The sequence below is a fragment of the Streptomyces yerevanensis genome (genome assembly GCF_000716805.1).
GTDB classification, from domain to species: domain Bacteria; phylum Actinomycetota; class Actinomycetes; order Streptomycetales; family Streptomycetaceae; genus Streptomyces; species Streptomyces flaveus.
Window position 1 is genome coordinate 85,487 of the sequence record NZ_JNWJ01000005.1, and the last position, 17,876, is coordinate 103,362.

18 protein-coding genes are annotated in these 17,876 nt (G+C 69.5%); 8 read left to right on the top strand and 10 right to left on the bottom strand.

The window, feature by feature from the left end; translation table 11 throughout:
• Window positions 1-4: 4 nt before the first annotated feature.
• Window positions 5-1,021, bottom strand: coding sequence for a hydroxyacid dehydrogenase (locus tag OP79_RS06465; protein ID WP_033319004.1), 1,017 nt, complete (start codon window positions 1,019-1,021; stop codon window positions 5-7).
• A 146-nt stretch (window positions 1,022-1,167) separates the two neighbouring features.
• On the opposite strand from OP79_RS06465, the gene OP79_RS06470 reads away from it, so the two are divergent.
• From OP79_RS06470 to OP79_RS06480, 3 genes are all read left to right on the top strand, one after another.
• A complete protein-coding gene (locus OP79_RS06470; RefSeq protein ID WP_033319005.1) occupies window positions 1,168-2,007 on the top strand; it encodes an endo alpha-1,4 polygalactosaminidase in 840 nt (279 codons plus the stop codon).
• Between the two features lie 254 nt (window positions 2,008-2,261).
• Window positions 2,262-3,722 carry an aldehyde dehydrogenase family protein gene (locus tag OP79_RS06475; RefSeq protein WP_033319006.1) on the top strand — a complete coding sequence of 487 codons (1,461 nt, stop codon included), beginning with the start codon at window positions 2,262-2,264 and terminating at the stop codon, window positions 3,720-3,722.
• A gap of 90 nt (window positions 3,723-3,812) precedes the next feature.
• The gene (locus tag OP79_RS06480; RefSeq protein WP_033319007.1) at window positions 3,813-4,262 is read left to right on the top strand and encodes a nitroreductase family deazaflavin-dependent oxidoreductase; all 450 of its coding nucleotides are present in this window, start codon (window positions 3,813-3,815) and stop codon (window positions 4,260-4,262) included.
• Window positions 4,263-4,414: 152 nt separating this feature from the next.
• Here OP79_RS06480 and OP79_RS06485 read toward each other — a convergent pair whose 3' ends face one another.
• Complete coding sequence (locus OP79_RS06485; RefSeq protein ID WP_078491643.1) at window positions 4,415-5,437, bottom strand: cation diffusion facilitator family transporter; 1,023 nt, start codon at window positions 5,435-5,437, stop codon at window positions 4,415-4,417.
• A 48-nt stretch (window positions 5,438-5,485) separates the two neighbouring features.
• Between OP79_RS06485 and OP79_RS06490 the strand changes: the two genes are divergently transcribed.
• From OP79_RS06490 to OP79_RS06500, 3 genes are all read left to right on the top strand, one after another.
• Window positions 5,486-6,502 (top strand): glutathione S-transferase family protein, encoded by a 1,017-nt coding sequence (locus tag OP79_RS06490; protein ID WP_033319008.1) that lies wholly within the window; start codon window positions 5,486-5,488, stop codon window positions 6,500-6,502.
• A 65-nt stretch (window positions 6,503-6,567) separates the two neighbouring features.
• Window positions 6,568-6,873, top strand: coding sequence for a DUF4235 domain-containing protein (locus OP79_RS06495; RefSeq protein ID WP_033319009.1), 306 nt, complete (start codon window positions 6,568-6,570; stop codon window positions 6,871-6,873).
• Between the two features lie 71 nt (window positions 6,874-6,944).
• Window positions 6,945-7,406 carry a peroxiredoxin gene (locus OP79_RS06500; RefSeq protein WP_033319010.1) on the top strand — a complete coding sequence of 154 codons (462 nt, stop codon included), beginning with the start codon at window positions 6,945-6,947 and terminating at the stop codon, window positions 7,404-7,406.
• Between the two features lie 34 nt (window positions 7,407-7,440).
• Here the strand turns inward: OP79_RS06500 and OP79_RS06505 are convergent, their stop codons facing one another.
• Entirely contained in the window at window positions 7,441-7,833 is a 393-nt protein-coding gene (locus tag OP79_RS06505; protein WP_033319011.1) for a VOC family protein, read from the bottom strand.
• Between the two features lie 323 nt (window positions 7,834-8,156).
• On the opposite strand from OP79_RS06505, the gene OP79_RS06510 reads away from it, so the two are divergent.
• On the top strand, window positions 8,157-9,188 hold the full coding sequence (locus OP79_RS06510) for a 7-epi-alpha-eudesmol synthase (RefSeq protein WP_033319012.1): 1,032 nt from the start codon (window positions 8,157-8,159) through the stop codon (window positions 9,186-9,188).
• A gap of 94 nt (window positions 9,189-9,282) precedes the next feature.
• Here OP79_RS06510 and OP79_RS06515 read toward each other — a convergent pair whose 3' ends face one another.
• The 5 genes from OP79_RS06515 to OP79_RS06535 are packed head-to-tail and all read right to left on the bottom strand — an operon-like array spanning window position 9,283 to window position 13,603.
• Complete coding sequence (locus tag OP79_RS06515; protein WP_033319013.1) at window positions 9,283-10,536, bottom strand: cytochrome P450; 1,254 nt, start codon at window positions 10,534-10,536, stop codon at window positions 9,283-9,285.
• On the bottom strand, window positions 10,533-11,153 hold the full coding sequence (locus OP79_RS06520; protein ID WP_033319014.1) for a GTP-binding protein: 621 nt from the start codon (window positions 11,151-11,153) through the stop codon (window positions 10,533-10,535). The genes OP79_RS06515 and OP79_RS06520 overlap by 4 nt, the downstream gene beginning before the upstream one ends.
• A complete protein-coding gene (locus tag OP79_RS06525) occupies window positions 11,134-11,505 on the bottom strand; it encodes a DUF742 domain-containing protein (protein WP_033319015.1) in 372 nt (123 codons plus the stop codon). Before OP79_RS06525 ends, OP79_RS06520 begins: the two co-directional genes overlap by 20 nt.
• Window positions 11,502-11,912, bottom strand: coding sequence for a roadblock/LC7 domain-containing protein (locus OP79_RS06530; protein ID WP_033319016.1), 411 nt, complete (start codon window positions 11,910-11,912; stop codon window positions 11,502-11,504). The genes OP79_RS06525 and OP79_RS06530 overlap by 4 nt, the downstream gene beginning before the upstream one ends.
• Window positions 11,913-11,917: 5 nt before the next feature.
• A complete protein-coding gene (locus OP79_RS06535) occupies window positions 11,918-13,603 on the bottom strand; it encodes an ATP-binding protein (RefSeq protein WP_033319017.1) in 1,686 nt (561 codons plus the stop codon).
• Window positions 13,604-13,973: 370 nt separating this feature from the next.
• On the opposite strand from OP79_RS06535, the gene OP79_RS06540 reads away from it, so the two are divergent.
• Window positions 13,974-15,479 carry a cytochrome P450 gene (locus OP79_RS06540; protein WP_033319018.1) on the top strand — a complete coding sequence of 502 codons (1,506 nt, stop codon included), beginning with the start codon at window positions 13,974-13,976 and terminating at the stop codon, window positions 15,477-15,479.
• Between the two features lie 37 nt (window positions 15,480-15,516).
• Here the strand turns inward: OP79_RS06540 and ccrA are convergent, their stop codons facing one another.
• Both ccrA and OP79_RS06550 read right to left on the bottom strand, forming a co-directional pair.
• Entirely contained in the window at window positions 15,517-16,821 is a 1,305-nt protein-coding gene (ccrA, locus tag OP79_RS06545; RefSeq protein WP_033319019.1) for a crotonyl-CoA carboxylase/reductase, read from the bottom strand.
• 28 nt (window positions 16,822-16,849) lie between these two features.
• Window positions 16,850-17,854: an alpha/beta hydrolase gene (locus OP79_RS06550; protein WP_033319020.1), complete on the bottom strand. Its 1,005-nt coding sequence runs from the start codon at window positions 17,852-17,854 to the stop codon at window positions 16,850-16,852.
• Between the last annotated feature and the right edge of the window lie 22 nt (window positions 17,855-17,876).

The window sequence follows — 17,876 nt, forward strand, 5'->3', positions numbered from 1 at the left end:
TCCTTCAGCTGACGGGACGGTTGCGGTAGCGGCCGACGAGTTCGCGTGCGGCGACCTGCATACGGGCGGGCGGCAGGCCCCGGGCGATCAGGGTCAAGTCGTCGACCACCATGTCGCCGATGGTCCAGAACGCCTCCGGGATGCCGCCCGCGCGGTGGGCGGAGAGCACCAGCCCTTCCAGGCCGCGAGCGGGGTCGTCGGCGGCGACGGGTTCCTCGGGCCAGACGTCGATGCCCGCCAGCAGCCGACCCTCGGCGACCCGCGCGAGCAGCGCCGGGAAGTCGACGACAGGTGCCCGGCTGATGAGCACGAGCCGGGCACCGTCCGGCAGCAGGTCCAGTTCGCGCTCGCCGAGCAGATGGCGGCTCTCGTCGGTGACGGTGGCCAGCACGAACACGAACCGGCTGCGGGTCAGGGTCTCGTCCAGCGTGGCGGGCACAAGGCCCTGCTCGCGCAGGACGGCGGGCGGCAGCCAGGGGTCGTACACCCGGAGCGTGGGGCGGAAGGCCGCCAGCAGCGGGTGGAGGGCACGGCCGAGTTGGCCGAAGCCGATCAGGCCGATGTCCGAGCCCCGCAGCAGTACGGCATCGGCGTTGCCCTCGTACACGTACCGCTCCCGTCCGGCACGGAAGGCGCGGTCCTCGCGGCTGATGCCGCGCGCCAGGTCGAGGGCGAGCCCGAGTGCGTACTCGGCGACGGCCTGGGCGTATGCGGGGCCGCAGTTGAGGAGGTGGATGCCGCGCTCGAAGCAGGAGTCGTAGTCGACGTGCGGGTAGAAGTTGCCCTCGACGTTGAGTACGGCCTTCAACTTCCCTGCCCGGGCGAGCCGTTCGGCCGGCAGTTCGGGCTGCCCGACCACCGCGAAAGCATCGGGCAGGGCATCGTCGAGAGCTGCTTCGGAGTCCGGTTCGATGACGGTGAAGCGGTCGTGCAGCCGGGTGAGCGCGTCCGGCGTGAAGATGCGGTCGGTGGGGTGGGGGGCGGCGCGCAGGATCACGAGCGGCTTGTCGGGGGTGCTCACGGCTCTCCTTGCATCCGTACGGGAACAACGGGCGGCGACCTCCCGAAACGGTAACCGGGTCTGAGACGGGCCGCTGCCGTGCCAACTTGACGTGTGCGTTGCCCGCTGGCTTTGATCCTCGCGTGTCGAGGCGCGCAGGACTTCCGATGGACCGAACAGGCATGCCCGTCAAGCGCGTTGCCGCTGCCCTGGTCGCCCTTGTGGCACTGGCCGCCTGTACGTCCGGGTCCGGCAAGAACGGCGAGGACACGGCCGGCAGCGCCGCACCGCCGAAGCCCGGGAAGGTTCGGCTGCCGCCCCGGAACGCCGGCTTCGACTACCAGATCGGCGGCGCCTATCCCCCGCCGTCCGGCGTCCGTGTCGTCGCCCGCGACCGCGCGGCGGACCCCGCTCCGGGCCTCTACAACATCTGTTACGTCAACGCCTTCCAGGCCCAGCCGGACGCAGGGGACGACTGGCCCGCCGACCTGCTGCTGCGCGACAAGAAGGGTGCGGTCGTGATGGACGGCGACTGGGACGAGGCGCTGCTCGACATCGGCATGCCGGCGAAACGGAAGCGTATCGCCGTCCGGATCAACCAGTGGGTCGACGACTGTGCGGCCAAGGGGTACGACGCCGTCGAGCCGGACAACTACGACAGCTACACCCGTTCCCGAGGCCTGCTCACCGCGGACGACGCCATGTCGTTCATCAAGCTGCTCTCGGCGCACGCGCACGCCCGTGGTCTGGCCGTCGCGCAGAAGAACACCGTGGAGCTGGCCGGCCTCAGGTCCCGTACGGGGCTGGACTTCGCGGTGGCGGAGGAGTGCGGTGCGTACGACGAGTGCGGCGCGTACGCGGAGGCCTTCGACGACCGGGTCGTGGTGATCGAGTACACCGACCGCGGTCTGGAAAAGGCCCGTTCGGGCTTCGGTGACCGGTTGAGCATCGTGCGCCGGGATGTGCAGGTGTCGACGCCGGGCGACGACGGCTACGTCCGCGAGTGAGTCAGCAGCCCGGCGACTCCGGCAGCGCGGACGCCGACGTGGAGGAAGGGTTTCCGGGCTGGATCAGGCACCCTGGAAACCGTGCTCGACAGACCGGGGGTCCGGCGCACGGTTGATCAACGTCGCCGATTGACTGCGACCGGGGCACGCTGCAGAATCAATCCAACATTCAACGAAGAAATGTTCACCAGGCGGACAAACGGCTGAGCCTCGGGGGCCTGGTCGTCTTGCCCCGCACGACGGGAAGAGCCCCCATGACCCTCCATCGTGATCTGCTGATCGGCGGCAAGGACCTGCCCGCCGCCTCCGGCCGTACCGCTGAGGACGTGAATCCGTACAGCTCCCAGGTGTACGCCACGGTCGCCGCGGCCGGCGTCGAGGATGTCACGCGCGCCGTGGACGCCGCGGATGCCGCGTTCGCCGGCTGGGCCGCGACCAGCCCGGTGGTCCGGCGCAAGATCTTCCTCGACGCGGCCGACCTGCTGGAGTCCCGCGTCGAGGACGCCGTACGGACGATGGCGGGCGAGGTCGGCGGGACCCGGCCCTGGGCCATGTTCAACGTCGGCCTCGCCGCGAACATGCTCCGTGAGGTCGCCGGCGCGGTGACCGCCCCGCGCGGCGAGGTGCTGAACGCCCAGACGGAGGGCGCGCTCGGCCTCGCGGTCCGGGAGCCCGTCGGCGTCGTGGCGGCGTTCTCGCCGTGGAACGCCCCGGTCATCCTCGGCGTCCGCGCCGTCGCCGCCCCGCTCGCCGCGGGCAACACCGTGGTGATGAAGCCGAGCGAGGACGCACCGCTGGCCTGCGGTCTCTTCGTCGCGGACGTCCTGCGGGACGCGGGCCTGCCCGACGGCGTACTGAACGTGATCACCAACGCCCCCGAAGACGCGGCCACGGTCGCCGAGGCGCTGATCGCCGACCCGCGTGTACGGTCGGTCAACTTCACCGGTTCCACCGGCGTCGGCCGCATCATCGGCGTCCACGCGGCCCGGCACCTCAAGCCCGCGGTCCTCGAACTCGGCGGCAAGAACTCCGTGATCGTGCTCGCGGACGCCGATGTCGACTACGCGGTCGACGCCGCCGTCTTCTCCGTGTTCATGAACGCCGGCCAGATCTGCATGTCGGCCGACCGGCTCCTCGTCCACGAGAGCCTCGCCGAGGAGTTCACGGCCAAGTTCGTCGCGAAGACCGAGTCGCTCGCGTCCGGCGACCCTGCCAACCCGCACACGGTGGTCGGCCCGCTGGTCACCCCGGACGCCGCCCGCCGGGTCGCCGCGCTGGTCGAGGACGCCGTCGCCAAGGGCGCCACCGTGCTGACCGGCGGTACGGCTCCCGAGGGTGCCGTACACCCGGCGACCGTGCTCACCGATCTGCCGGAGAACGCCGAGCTGTACCACGGAGAGGCCTTCGGCCCGGTCGCCGTGATCAGCACGTTCGCCACGGACGACGAGGCGATCGACTTCGCCAACGCCACCGAGCACGGGCTGACGTGCGGCATCATCACCGAGAACGGCACTCACGGGCTGAAGGTCGCCCGCCGGATCCGTACCGGCATCGTGCACGTCAACGACCAGTCCGTGGCCGATGAGCCGAACGCTCCCTTCGGCGGCTTCAAGGCCAGCGGATACGGCCGGTTCGGCGGGCGCTGGGGCATCGAGGCGTTCAGCAACACCCGGTGGGTGACGCTGGCTACGCAGCACGCGCACTATCCGTTCTGAGCCGTTCGTTTCACCAGGTGCTGTGGGGTAGTAAGTGGTGAGTGCGCCTCCGTGGTGGTTCACCACGCACACGACGATGGGAACGATGGCATGCCTCTTGAGGGTGAGTACGAGCCCAGCCCCACCGGCTGGGTACGTGAGCAGGTGGAGTTGATGGAGAGCTCCGGCGGGACCGAGGGGACGACGTTGATGGACACGGGAATGCCCGTGATCCTGCTGACCACCCAGGGCGTCAAGAGCGGCAAGCTGCGCAAAACGCCCCTCATGCGTGTGGAGCACGAGGGCACGTACGCCGCCGTCGCCTCCCTGGGCGGCGCTCCCAAGCACCCGGTCTGGTACTTCAACGTCAAGGCCGACCCCCACGTGGAGCTCCGGGACGGCACGGTCGTCAAGGACATGACGGCACGCGAAGTGACCGGCGAGGAAAAGGCGGTGTGGTGGGAGCGCGCCGTCGCGGCATACCCGCCCTACGCCGACTACCAGAAGAAGACGGACCGCGAAATCCCGGTCTTCGTACTGGAACCGGTCGACGACAACTGATCCCGTAGCCACGGTGCTCGGCAGGCCCGGCCGGTTCCTTCGATCCGGTAGGCATGAAGCGCCGTGCGCCGGGCACACGACCCTCAGGCCCCGCCGCGCTCCCCCGTCGCGGCGGGGTCGCCCGCTGTCTGAGACAGGGGCGAACCCGCAGGTCAACTGCCTCGTGGCTGGCGGCGGGCGGTTCGCTTCGCGGTCAGTGCGTCCGTGATGTCGAGGAAGATCTGGTCGGCCTCCGGAATCGCGTAGGACACGGTCCGCTTGATGCGTTCGGCGACCAGTTCGACCTCTTCGCTGTCCAGGCCGGGGGTCAGGTCGATCCGGGCGGCCACCAGGGTCGAGTCCAGGCCCAGCTCCATCGTCAGCAGGGACTCCACGGAGTCGATCTCCGGCTGCGCCTGAAGCAGGGCACGGATACGGCGGCTCTGCTCGGGGTCGGCGGCCCGGCCGATCAGCTGGTCGCGGGCGTCGCGGCCCAGGCGGTACGCCACGTACACGAGCAGCGTCCCGATGGCGCACGAGGCCAGTGCCTCCCAGACGACCTGGCCGGTGGCCATGTGGAGCGCCATCCCGGCGATCGCGAGGGTCACGCCGAGCACGGCGGTGCCGTCCTCGGCCACGACCGTCCGCAGCGCCGGGTCACGTGCCCCGGAGGCGCCGCCCTGGATACGCACCTGGTGCAGGGCCCGCAGCAGGGAGATCCCCTCGGAGACGAGGGCGACCCCGAGGACGACGAGCCCCGCCACGTAGCCGTCGTACGACTCCGCCGCGCCCCTGCGCAGGGCTTCGAAGGCCTGGAAGAAGGAGAAGCAGCCGCCCATCACGAAGATGCCGACGGCTGCCAGGAGCGACCAGAAGAAGCGTTCCTTGCCGTAGCCGAAGGGATGGCGGCTGTCGGCGGGGCGCCGGCTGCGGCGCAGGGCGGCGAGGAGGAACACCTCGTTCATGCTGTCGGCCACGGAGTGCGCCGCCTCCGACAGCAGTGCGGGCGAGCCCGCGATCAGGCCGCCCACCGTCTTGGCCACGGCGATCACGACGTTCGCGGCCAGCGCCACCAGCACGGTGACACGGGTCCTGCGGTCCGAGGTGGTCAACGGCTTATGGCTCACTTCGGCCGATTGCCCCAGTCGGGCGCCCTCACACGGAGGTGAGCGCCGAATTCGGGGAACTCCTGTCATCAGGGCAGGTCGGCGCACACCTCAGGAAGGACAGGAAGGACAGCAGCCATGAGCGACACCGACGGCAACGAGGCGTACGGCAGGAAATCGTTCAAGCGGTCCAAGAGCCACTTCACGGACCGCATCACGGCGGGCGCCCGGGAGGGCTGGCCGCTCGAGGCCGGACGGTACCGGCTGGTCGTCAGCCGGGCCTGCCCCTGGGCGAGCCGCGCGGTGATCTCCCGGCGGCTGCTGGGTCTTGAGGACGCCCTGTCGCTGGCCATCGCCGACCCCCTCCAGGACGACCGCAGCTGGCGCTTCACGCTGGACGCGGACGGCCGCGACCCCGTGCTCGGCATCCGCTTCCTCAGTGAGGCGTACGACGCACGCGAGACGGACTATCCGGGCGGCGTCAGCGTCCCCGCGATCGTGGACGTGCCCAGTGGCCGCCTGGTCACCAACGACTTCCAGCAGATCACCCTGGACCTGGCCACCGAGTGGACGGCCCTGCACCGGGAGGGGGCGCCGGACCTGTATCCGGCCCGGCTGCGCGACGAGATCGACGAGATCATGGAGGAGGTGTACGAGGACGTCAACAACGGGGTGTACCGGGCCGGCTTCGCCACCGAGCAGGAGGAGTACGCGGCGGCCTGTGAGCGGCTCTTCCGGCGGCTGGAGCTGCTGTCGGCGCGACTCGCCCGCCGGCGCTATCTTGTCGGCGAAACGATCACGGAGGCGGACATCCGGCTGTTCACCACGCTGGTCCGCTTCGACGCCGTCTATCACGGCCACTTCAAGTGCAACCGCTGGAAGTTGACGGAGGATGAGGTGCTGTGGGCGTATGTCCGCGATCTCTACCAGACGCCCGGCTTCGGCGACACCGTCGACTTCGACCACATCAAGCGGCACTACTACCAGGTCCACACGGGCATCAACCCGACCCGCATCGTGCCGCTCGGCCCCGATCTGTCCGGCTGGCTGACGCCACATGGCCGCGAGGAGCTCGGTGGCCGCCCGTTCGGCGACGGAACCCCGCCGGGGCCCGTGCCCGAGGGCGAGCGGGTGCCGGCAGCCGGGCGGCCCTGACCCGCGCGGACAAGAACACGGTCGACTACATATGGACAAAGGCATAAGGACACAAGGAGTCAGCGATGCCGAAGAAGCAGAAGAAGATGAAGCTGCCCCTCGCCTACAAGCCCCTCGGTTTCCTGCTCGGCTGGACGAGCGGAACCCTCGCCACCACGGCCTTCCAGAAGACGTGGAAGGCGATCCGGCACGAGGACGACGCGCCCGACGCGTTGGACAAGGAGCGGAGTTGGGGCGAGATTCTGCTGGCCGCGGCCGTCCAGGGGGCCATCTTCGCCGTCGTCCGCAGCGCCGTGGACCGTACGGGTGCCGCGTTCATCGAGCGCAGGACCGGAGTGTGGCCGTCCGGCGAACAGGGAGGCCGGGACTGAACTCCCTTACCGTCGCGTAAGGTTGGCTTCCGGATCGGCGGCCGGAAGCCGGGTAGGCAGGAGAACGAGCTGTGAGCAACCAGCCAGAAGTGGGCGACACCGTCGAGGACTTCGCGCTGCCCGACGAGACCGGCGCCTCCCGGAAGCTCTCCGAGCTCCTGGCCGAGGGTCCTGTCGTCCTCTTCTTCTATCCGGCCGCTCTCACACCGGGCTGCACCGCAGAGGCGTGCCACTTCCGCGATCTGGCCGCCGAGTTCGCCGCCGCCGGGGCTCGGCCGGTGGGGATCAGCGGCGATCCGGTCGACCGGCAGCAGGAGTTCGCCGGGAAGCACACACTCGGGTTTCCGCTGCTGTCCGACCCGGACGGCGCGATCCGGGAGCGGTTCGGTGTGAAGCGCGGTTTCACGATGGCACCCACGAAGCGGGTCACCTTCGTCATCTCCCAGGACCGGAAGGTACTCGAGGTGGTGCGCAGCGAGTTCAGGATGAGCGCGCACGCGGACCGCGCCCTGGCAGCCCTGCGTTCAGCCTGACTGCCACTCTGCGTTCGGCCCGACTTGGCGGCGCTCAGCCCGACTTGGGCGCCGTGGCGCGTGTGCGGCGCAAGGTGAAGGAGTGGCCGGCCGGATCGGCGTATCCCCGCTCCTCGAAGGGGCCGGACGCCTCCTTGGTCTCCAGCGGCCGTCCGCCGAGTGACACGACCCTGCGTTCCGCCTCGTCGAGGTCTTCCACATGGAAGTCCAGGTGTACCTGGAGGGAGTTCTCGGGGCGCGGCCAGCTCGGTGGAGTGGCCGCCATGTCCCGGCGGAACGCCATCCGGATCCCGTCGGCGCCCTTGATCTCCACGCGGTTCGCGGTCGCGTCCGTCTGCTCGGCCTCCAGCAACTCCTTGTAGAACAGGGCGAGCTTCTCGGGCTCGGCACAGTCCAGCACCACGACGCCTGCCACTACGAGTGCCATGTCTCCTCCGTACGGGGACCGAACGCGGTGGCGTTCCCAGCCGCCGCCCCGTCGTCCACGGGTACCCCGCACCCCGGATTCAGTCGTCCCCGACCAACGGGCCGACCGGCGTAGGCATTTCGCCAAGGTCGCCGGAAGAGTAACGAAGGTCACGGAGAAGTCACGGAGGTCACGGCATAGATCATTTACGATCAGGGCAGCCTCGTAGCGAATTCGAGTCAACTTTCGTCTCCGGAAACGCAGTTCGAGTCAGCGGGGATCGGTCCCGATCGCTCGCTCGCAGGGTGGGGGGCCCTGTGAATCGTCTCCAAGAGAGGATGCGAATGCCGCAGGACGTCAAATTCGACCTCCCCTTCACCACCCCCATCAGCGAGCATCTCGAGTACGCCCGGGCGCGTCATCTGCGCTGGGTCTGGGACCGTCGTCTGGTCCGCAGCAAAGAAGGTTTCGAGGAGTACCGGTCCTGGGATCTGCCCCAGGCCGCTGCCCGAACGTATCCGCACGCCTCGGCCGAGGACATGGTCGTCCTCATGAACTGGTTCTCACTGGCCTTCCTTTTCGACGACCAGTTCGACGCCGCCAGGCCGGACCGCGCCGACCGCATAGCGGACGTGGCACGCGAACTCATCGTCACGCCGCTGCGTCCCGCGGGGAGCACGCCCCGGGTGGACTGCCCGATCACGGTGGCCTGGGCGGAGGTCTGGGCGCACCTTTCCGAGGGCATGTCGCTGACGTGGCGTACGAGGTTCGCGGCCTCCTGGGGCCGGTTCCTCGTGGCGCACACCGAGGAGGTCGACCTGGCGGCCCGCGGCCTGGAAGGCACACTCGGTCTTGAGGAGTACGCCGAGTTCCGCCGCCGTACGGTCGGCATTCACCACAGCATCGACGCCGGTGAGCGCAGCCGTGGCTTCGAGGTTCCGGCGCAGGTGCAGGCCCATCCGCTGATGATCCAGATGCGGGATCTGGCCGCGGACACCATCGGCTTCATGAACGACATCCACTCCTTCGAGCGTGAGAAGCGCAGAGGAGACGGACACAACCTCATAGCCGTGCTGCACCGGGAGCGCCGGTGCAGCTGGCAGGAGGCGGCCGACGAGGCGTTCCGGATGACCACGGACTGTCTCGACCGGTACGTCGAACTGGAGGCCCAGGTACCGCAGATGTGCGACGAGCTGGGGCTGGAGGAGGAGCAGCGGGACCAGGTGCGGATGGGCGTCGAGGCCATCCAGCACTGGATCAACGGCAACTACGAGTGGGCCCTGACCTCGGGCCGGTACGCCGCGGACAAGGAAAGCCCGGCGGCCGCCGCGGAGTTGGCGGGCCGGGGGTCGCTGGACGACTTGCTCGCGGTCTGAGACGTACGGCACTTACAGGCACGTGGGGAACGGTTCGGCCGGCCACCCTCGTTGGTGACCGGCCGAACGAACTCCCAAGCCGCCGTACGGACTTCTACGCGGTGAACTCCACCGGCAGACGGTCCAGCCGCGCCTCCCACGTGGAAGCCGTCGACGTGAGTTCCTCGGGCGCCACCGCGAGGCGCAGACCCGGCAGGCGGTGCAGCAGGACGTCGACGGCCGTCTCGATGATGGCCTGGCCGATGTTCTGCCCCGGGCACTCGTGCGGGCCGCCGCTGAAGGCGAGATGCGACTGGTTGCCGTGCACGGAGATACCTACGTCGGGCCGGACCTCCGGATCGACGTTGCCCGCGGTCAGGCCGAGCACCAGCAGGTCGCCCTCCTGGAGCTGGTGTCCGCCGAGTTCGAGGTCGGCGGCGGCGAACCGGCCCGGCAGGACGGCCAGCGGCGGGGTGTTCCACATCACCTCCTCGACGACCGCGGAGATGTTCAGCTGCCCGCTGACCAGACCGGCGAGCCGGGTGGTGTCGGTGAGCACCAGTTGCAGCACCCTGGCGAGGAGGTTGCTGGTGGTGATGTGCGCGGTGATCAGCACCAGTCGCAGGTGGCTGAGGACCTCGTCGTCGTCGAGGTCGGCGTGGTGCTCGAGCAGCCCGGTGGTGAAGTCGGAGCCGGGCTCCAGGCGCTTGCGCTCGGTGAGTTCGCCGAGGATCTGCATGATGCGGTCGTTGTGCAGGACGGCGTCCTCGCCGCCCTTGAGCACCTGCGCGGAGGATTCGGCCAGCCGCCGCCCCTCCCCCTCCGGGAGTCCGTAGATCCTGGTGAGTACGAGCATCGGCAGGTACTCGGCGTACTCGGCCACGAGGTCGGCGCTGCCCGTGCCCGCGAAGGCGTCGATCTGCTTGTTCGCGAAGTGCGTGACATGGCGACGTATACCGCGGCCCGTCACGGCCTGCAGGTTGTCGGTGACGGCGCCGCGCAGCCTGCGGTGCGGTTCGCCGTCCTGGGACACGCAGTCCGGTCGCCAGCCCAGCATCGGGATCAGCGGTGAGGTGCTCTCGACGCGGCCCTCCTTCCAGTCCCGCCAGATCCGCGCGTCGCGGCTGAACTGACGGGGGTTGTCGAGGACCCGTCGGTTCTCCCGGTAGCCGAGCACCAGCCAGGCGGGGATGTCGCCCTCAAGGAGTACGGGTGCGACCGGCCCGTGTTCCTTGCGCAGCCTGGCGTAGATGCCGTGCGGGTCGCTTGCCGCCTCGGGCCCGTAGAGGCGGGTGAAGTCGTCTCCCCCGCCGTGCGCGACGGGGCAGCCGCGCGGGGCATCCGGACCGTTCGAGGGCTGATCGGTCATCGGGTCTCCAGAGCGACGGCAGAGCGTTCCTTGAGATGACGTATCAGGGCGATGAGTACGTCGCGACTTGATTCCCGGTCGCGGGCGTCGCAGGCCACGATCGGGGTGTGCGGGGAGATGTCCAGGGCGTCCCGGATCTCCTCGACCGGGTGGTCCTTGGAGTCGGGGAAGACGTTGAGGGCGATGACGAAGGGGACGTTCTGCCGCTCCATCTCCTCGATGGCCCGGAAGCTGGAGGCCAGCCGACGGGTGTCGACCAGGACGACGGCGCCGAGCGCGCCCTTGAACAGGCCGTTCCACAGGAACCAGAACCGCTCCTGCCCCGGCGTCCCGAACAGGTACAGCACCAGCTGCTCGTTGATGCCGATCTTGCCGAAGTCGAGGCTGACGGTGGTCTCCTGCTTGTCGGCCACCCCGATCAGATTGTCGACGCCGGCGCTTGCCTGGGTCAGCGTCTCCTCCGTGGTGAGCGGCTTGATGTCGCTGACCGAACGGACCATGGTGGTCTTTCCGGTGCCGAATCCGCCGGCGATCATCACCTTCACCGAGCGGGCACCGGCCGGCAGGGTGCCGTCCGCCGTGCGCCGGTCGGGATGGTCAAAGCCTTTCAAGTCCACTGAGTACCTCCTCAAGGAGCGCGAGGTCGGGCCCGCGACCGGCGCCGGACGCCGGGATGGGATCACGGGCTTCGATACGGCCTGCGGCCAGCAGATCGGTCAGGAGCACCGCGAGAATGTTGAACGGCAATCCGAGGTGGGCGCCGAGTTCGGCGACCGACAGCGGATCGCGGCAGCGCCGGAGGATCTCCTCGTGCTCGTGCTGCATGCCGGGGACGGCGGCGGCGCGGGAGATGATGAGGGTCGCCACGTCGAGGCTCGACGCCGAACCGCCCGGTCCGCTGCGGCCGCCTGTGAGGACGTAGTAGCGCTCCAGACCGGACGGGTTCAGGGGTCGGCTGGGACCACTCATCCAGAGTGCTCCTCCAGGCGCGGAGTGGTCCCGAGGAGCTCACCCATTCTGCGGGCCAGATCCCTCATCTGATGACCGAGCAGGCCCTGGTCGAGGCCTTCCCTGGCGAGGACTCCGAGGTACGTCTCCACGCCGGCCCGCACCACGAAGAGGTGGCCGCCGTCGACCTCGATCATCGCGAGGCGCAGCTGCCCGGCGTAGGCGGGGAACTGCCCGGCGACCGGCTGGGCCAGCGCCTGCAGTCCCGCCACCACGGCGGCGAACCGGTCCACGTCGTCGGGGTCGTCGGCGCCGTAGGAGGTGATGGCCTTTCCGTCGCTGGAGGCCACCAGGGCGAAGCGGATCTCCTTGATGCTCTCGACCAGGTCGCGGAGCGCCCAGCTCACATCGGTTCCCTGTTGCGTCATGTGGACTAGTCGCTCTCTTCAGTGCGGTGCTCGGTGGACTCGCGTCCCGCGTCGGACTCACGTCCCGCGGTGGACTCGGGTCCGTCGGTCGGCTCGCGTCCGGCCGTGGCGAAGGCGGCCAGGCCGACGAAGGACGCGTCCGGTGGCACGGCGTGCGAGGCCGTGTTCACAGATGTCGCGGCCGCCTCGTCGCGTACGACCGGCTTCGGCCGTCCCGGCTCCGTTCCCGGCTCCGTGCGCCTGCGGCGCCTGGGCAGACCGCCGGGTGTGGTGTCCTCGGCGGCCCCGGCAGCCCAGCCGTTCCCGGTCTCCTCGGCCGAGGCATGAGCGGGCTCGGCCTCGGCGGCCTCGGTGCTCGGCGCCGCGGACGTGGCGGAGACCTGTGCGGCCGGAGCCGGGGTCGTGACGGCGGTGGGCAGCGGGCTGAAGTACTTGTGCGGTACGACCACGACGACCGAGGTGCCGAGCCAGGGCGAGTCCGCGAACGTGACCCTGATGCCGTAGCGGCGGGCCAGTGCGCCCACCACGCGCAGCCCGAGGTGGGCGTCCTCGGACACACCGCCGAGACCGGGTCCCGTCGCTTCGCCCGCGAGCGCCGCGAGCGCCTCCTGCTTCTTCTCCTCGTTCAGGCCCTTGCCGGAGTCCTGGATCTCGATACCGACGCCGTTCGGCACCTCCTTGCCGGAGACGACCACGGGCTCGGTGGGCGGCGAGTAGCGCGCGCCGTTGTCGAGAAGGTGGGCGAAGATCAGCGTGAGATGGTCCACCAGTCCGCCGTCGACGCCGAGTTCGGGCAGATGGCGGACCTGGACCCGGTCGAAGTCCTTGATCCGGCCGATGCCGCCACGGACCACGCTGAGCAGCCGCTGCGGCTCCTGCCACTGTCGGCCGGGCCGGTCCGAGCCGCCGAGCACGCCGATGCTCGCGGCCAGACAGTCGGCGGGGCCGATCTCCTGGTCGAGTTCCATCAGGCCCTGGGCCACGGCGGGCAGCCTGCCGTGCTCGCCCTGCATCTCGTGCAGGCGGCCGCGCAGCTTGCTGGTCAGCACGTGGATACGGCTGCCCATGCTGATGACGGCCTGTTCGGCCGAGGTGGAGCGGTTGAACTCCTCCTCCACACCGATCAGCGAGGTCCTGAGCACCTTGCGCAACTCGGCCCGCAGGTCGGCGCTGACCTCCGCGCACTGGTTGACGGTGGGCAGCACATCGTCGATGGCCTCACCGCTGCGCAGCCGCTTCAGCGCGTCCGGCAGCTGGGTGTCGGCGAGCAGCGCCACAGCGGCCTGCTGGCGGTCCAGTTGCACCTGCCAGGCCTGGGCCTGCTCGGCGATCCGCGTCTCGTACGCCTGGGCCTGCTCGCCCAGTTGGGCCTCGCGGGCCGCGCGCTCGGCGGCGTACTTCCGCTCAAGACCGGCCACATGCTGCTGCCACTGCTGGGCGTGCTCGGCCTGCGCGGTCCTGAACTCGCCCGCGCTTCGGCGCAGTTGGTGCTGGGAGCGAACGAGTAAACGTACGCAGAAGGCACTTGCCGTCGTCGTCAGAGCCCCGGCGACGATCGCGGCTATTCGGGTCTGATCGGATTCCGCGAAAGCGGCGACCACGGTCCCGGCGCCCAGGCTCAGGGGCAGCAGCCACCAGCCGTACCAGGAGACCGGAGCCCGCGCCGCCGGTGGCGGAGTGGCAAGTTCCATCTGCATCCTTCGAAGCAACACGGTTGAACAGGGGGGTGGAGAAGCTCGGGGACGCACTCGACGCGCGGCGGTCGACCGCGCGGCGGACATGCGTGGACAGCGAGCCGACAACGGAGTGCTACCGAGCCAACTCGCCGCGCCACAGGGAACCTTATCGGGTCCGATCTCCTGACTATCAACCTCCCGGCCCACATCCATACAGCTTTCACCGTGCTCCGACCTGGGACGTTCGAGTCGACAAATCCCTTTACCCGTCTCCCCGACCCTTCATGACGGTGTGACACAAGCGCGCGGATACGCCGTGGGACACACGGGCATGCATTCCAAGATCGCCCCTCCTGCCCCGGGTTGACCTTGAGGAGATGTACCAATGAGCGGCATATCAGGCACTTCCGCGGCGGCTCCCACCGCGCCCGGTCGCCTGCCCCTGATCGGGCACGGGCACCAACTGGCCAGACGTCCCCTGGAGTTCATGGACTCGCTGCGCAGTCAGGGCAGCGTCGTCAAGATCCTGATAGGACCTACCGCCGCCTATGTGGTCACCGATCCGGCCGTCACCCGCCGGGTGCTGGTGACTGAGGTCGACGCGTTCGCCAAGGGCGGCAAGATCATCGATGCGCTGCGGGTGTTCTTCGGCGACGGGCTCGCCACGATCGCCGACGGCGACCTGCACCTGAAGCACCGGCGGCTGATGCAGCCCATGTTCAACAAGGCACACATCGCCACCCGGGGCGACGTCATGATCAGCCACGTACGGACCGCGACCGAGGCGTGGGCGGAGGGGGTCGCGCGGGACACGTACGAGGACATGAACGATCTGACGCTGTCGACCTTCCTCGTGGCACTCTTCGGTTCGGGACTGCCGGGTCACGTCGAGGGGGAGTTCCAGAGCCTCATGCCGGCGATCATGCGCGGCACGATCCGGCAGACCATCCTGCCGGGCTGGGTGACGAAGCTGCCGCTGCCCGCGAACCGCGCGCACGAGCAGCGGGTCGCGCGCCTGCGGGCGCTCATCGACCAGGCCATCGACCATCACCGCGCCCAACTGGCCGCGGCGCCGGACACGTCGGCCGGGCCACCCGCCGGCTGCCCCGCGCACACGGGCAGCTCGACGGACGGACCGACAGACAGCTCGACGGGCGACTCGACAGTCGGCTCGACGGGCAATTCGTCCGAGGGCGGCCTCTTCTCCACCCTCCTCACCGCCGACGACCCCGAGACGGGTCCCTTCTCACGCCAGCAGCTCCAGGACGAGGCGATCACGCTCCTCACCGGCGCCATCGAGACCACGGGGACGACGCTCGCCTGGACCCTGTACGAGATCAGCCGGAACGCGGAGATCGAGCGGCGGCTGCACGACGAGCTCGACGCCGTGTGCGGCGACCGGCCACTGCGCCAGGAGGACGTGGGCTCACTGCCGTACATGCGCAGCGTCCTCAAGGAAGCGATGCGCATGTACGGCCCCGCCTGGCTCGTCACACGCACCACCACGCGCCCGGTCGTCCTCGACGGACACCCGATCCCCGAAGGCGCGGACGTCGTCTACAGCCCGTACGTCCACCAGCACGACCCCGACGTCTACGCCGACCCCAAAACCTTCGACCCGGACCGCTGGGAGCCGGAGCGCGCCAAGAGCATCAACCGCACCTCGTTCCTCGCCTTCGGCGACGGCCGCCGCAAGTGCATCGGCGAGGAGTTCGCCTGGACCGAGCTCCTCATCGTCCTGGCCACCGTCGTCCAGCGCTGGCGCCTGACCCTGACCTCGGCTCCCCCACGCCCGCAGGCCATCGTCACGGTCAAGCCGGACAAGCTCTCGATGACACCGCAGCTGAGGGTGCCGAGGACGACGGAGGAGAAGGCGGAGCAACCCGCCTGATGGCGCGTGTACCGCGTATATCGCGTGTATGACGCGCTCACGCCTGAGCCATGAGGCGTTCCCGGCGCTCGGGGTCACCGACTCCGAGGCCGGGGGCGGGCACCAGGGAGAGGACACCGACCTTGCCGAGGTGCTCGTTGTTCTGGACCAGCCGGGCGGCCTCCGCCGTGGCGGTGAGGGGGTAGGTCTCGGTGAGCGCGGGGGCGATGTGCCCGAGGTCCAGGAGGCGGCCGACGGCGGCCTGTTCCTGCAGATTGGAGCCGTGGCTGCCGATGACACGCTTGAGCCGCATCCACAGGTAGCGGTTGTCGAACTCGTGCTGGTAGCCGGTGCTGGAGCCGCAGGTCACGACCGCGCCACCACGCCGTACGACGAACACGGAGACACCGAAGGTGGCCCGGCCCACATGCTCGAAGACGATGTGCGGATCCTCGCCCGTCGCGGCCCGGATCAGCTTGCCGAGCCGCTTGCCGATCACCGTGGGATCGGCTGGCGCCTCACTGCTGGTGAGACCGATCTCCTCCCGGTTGATGACCACGTGACAGCCCAGACTGCGGGCGTACTCCGCCTTCCGCTCATTGCTGACGACGCCGACGGCGATCCCGCCGCCGTTACGGACGAGTTGGACGGCGTACGCGCCGAGCCCGCCCGCCGCTCCCCAGATCAGCACCACATCGCCCTGCGTCATCCGGGCGCCCCGGTCGCTGACGAGCATGCGGTACGCCGTGCCCGCGCACAGCGGGTTCGAGGCCGCCTCCTCCCACGTCAAGTGGGCTGGCTTGGGCAGGAGTTGGCTGGTGCGCGCGACGCAGTAGTGGGCCAGCGCGCCGTAGTTGGTCTCGAAGCCCCAGGCCAGCATGCCCGAGCCGAGCATGCCGTCGGCGTGGGTCGCCGGGTCCTCCTCGTCGACGTACACCGGGCTCACGACGACCTGGTCGCCGACCCGCCACCTGCGCACGCCAGAGCCGGTGCGCACGACGACCCCGGACGCGTCCGAGCCGATCACATGGAACGGCTGGTCGTGCCGGGCCGCCCAGCGGTCCTGGCGGCCGAAGTGCTTCAGGAAGGTGAAGGTCGGGATGGGTTCGAACATCGCCGACCAGACGGTGTTGTAGTTGATGCCGCTGGCCATGACGGCCACCAGCACCTCGTTCGGGGCGAGTTCGGGCATCGGTACGGAGCCGAGGTGGATGGACTTGCGGACGTCCTTGTCCGCGACTCCGGTGAAGCTGTCGATGTCCTCCGCCCTCAGATGGGCGGCGGTGTAGTGACCGGGCAGGGGAAGCTGTTCCAGTTCGGCACGGGTGGCTCCCGCCACCACGGCCTGGGCCAGCGCGTCCATGTTTCCTCCTTGGTGGGGCCTTGAGAGGTCAGCTCAGGCCGAGGCCCGCTGCGAGCGTCGGCCACGAGGCCTTGAACTCCTGCCGCCAGTTCGGCCAGTTGTGCACTCCGCCGTTGTAGAAGTGCACCTGCGCCGGGATGTTCAGAGCCTCCAACTGCCTTGCGAATCGGTGCGCTTGGGACCACAGAACGCCTTCGAGCACCGCTCCTTCGATGTTGCCGAGGTCGTCGCTGGGCAGTCCGCTGCCTTGGGAGACATACAGCTTGGTGCCCTTGAGGTGACGTGCCTGGGCGTAGGGGTTGTGCCGGGTCCAGTTGTCACGCTGGAACAGCGGGCTGCCCCACAGCGTCTGGGGCGGCAACTGTTCGCGGGCGACGATCGCGTTGAGGACGGTGGGCATGCCGAAGGCGGTGGTATCGAGGATCCCGCTGTACGAGGCCGCCGCCCCGAAGGTGCCGGGGTGCCGTGCGGCGAAGGCGAGGGCTCCGTAGCCGCCGGTGGAGACTCCGGCGACGGCACGCTTCGTACCGGCCCTGAATCTCTGTGCCAACAGCCCCATCAGCTCGTCGACTTGGAACGTCTCGTAGTCCGGTGCGTCGGCGCTGCCGTTGTTCCACCAGTCGGTGGGGATGCCGGTGGGGCCCGAGGAGGGCATCACGGTGAGGACGTCCTTGTCCGCCATGAAGGCGGCGACGTCCGTCTCGCGGGTCCAGGAGGTGTAGTCGTCGTGGGCGCCCTGGAGGAGGTAGAGGACGGGCCAGGTGCGGTTCGGCTGCGCGGCGTAACGCGTCGGCAGGATCACGCGTACGGGCAGGGTGGCGCCGACCGCCGGGGAGTCGACCATGAGGTCCACGGTGCGGGCGTCCAGCCAGTTCTCCCCCACGATGGCGGCGCCGTCCGCGTCTGCCGCGGTCGCCGCCGTGGGTGCCGCGGACGACTGCGGGGCGAGCACAACTCCCGTACCGAGCAGGGAGGTTGTGAGCGCGATGGCGAGAGCGCAGCGGCGTTGCAGGCGCGGTATCGGACGCGGCATAGGTGTAGTCCCTTCAGGATTC

Coding starts and splice junctions, on each gene's coding strand:
- OP79_RS06470 (WP_033319005.1), top strand. CDS start 1,168: ATGGACCGAACAGGCATGCCCGTCAAGCGCGTTGCCGCTGCCCTGGTC.
- OP79_RS06475 (WP_033319006.1), top strand. CDS start 2,262: ATGACCCTCCATCGTGATCTGCTGATCGGCGGCAAGGACCTGCCCGCC.
- OP79_RS06480 (WP_033319007.1), top strand. CDS start 3,813: ATGCCTCTTGAGGGTGAGTACGAGCCCAGCCCCACCGGCTGGGTACGT.
- OP79_RS06485 (WP_078491643.1), bottom strand. CDS start 5,437: ATGACAGGAGTTCCCCGAATTCGGCGCTCACCTCCGTGTGAGGGCGCC.
- OP79_RS06490 (WP_033319008.1), top strand. CDS start 5,486: ATGAGCGACACCGACGGCAACGAGGCGTACGGCAGGAAATCGTTCAAG.
- OP79_RS06495 (WP_033319009.1), top strand. CDS start 6,568: ATGCCGAAGAAGCAGAAGAAGATGAAGCTGCCCCTCGCCTACAAGCCC.
- OP79_RS06505 (WP_033319011.1), bottom strand. CDS start 7,833: ATGGCACTCGTAGTGGCAGGCGTCGTGGTGCTGGACTGTGCCGAGCCC.
- OP79_RS06510 (WP_033319012.1), top strand. CDS start 8,157: ATGCCGCAGGACGTCAAATTCGACCTCCCCTTCACCACCCCCATCAGC.
- OP79_RS06515 (WP_033319013.1), bottom strand. CDS start 10,536: ATGACCGATCAGCCCTCGAACGGTCCGGATGCCCCGCGCGGCTGCCCC.
- OP79_RS06525 (WP_033319015.1), bottom strand. CDS start 11,505: ATGAGTGGTCCCAGCCGACCCCTGAACCCGTCCGGTCTGGAGCGCTAC.
- OP79_RS06530 (WP_033319016.1), bottom strand. CDS start 11,912: ATGACGCAACAGGGAACCGATGTGAGCTGGGCGCTCCGCGACCTGGTC.
- OP79_RS06535 (WP_033319017.1), bottom strand. CDS start 13,603: ATGGAACTTGCCACTCCGCCACCGGCGGCGCGGGCTCCGGTCTCCTGG.
- OP79_RS06540 (WP_033319018.1), top strand. CDS start 13,974: ATGAGCGGCATATCAGGCACTTCCGCGGCGGCTCCCACCGCGCCCGGT.
- ccrA (WP_033319019.1), bottom strand. CDS start 16,821: ATGGACGCGCTGGCCCAGGCCGTGGTGGCGGGAGCCACCCGTGCCGAA.
- OP79_RS06550 (WP_033319020.1), bottom strand. CDS start 17,854: ATGCCGCGTCCGATACCGCGCCTGCAACGCCGCTGCGCTCTCGCCATC.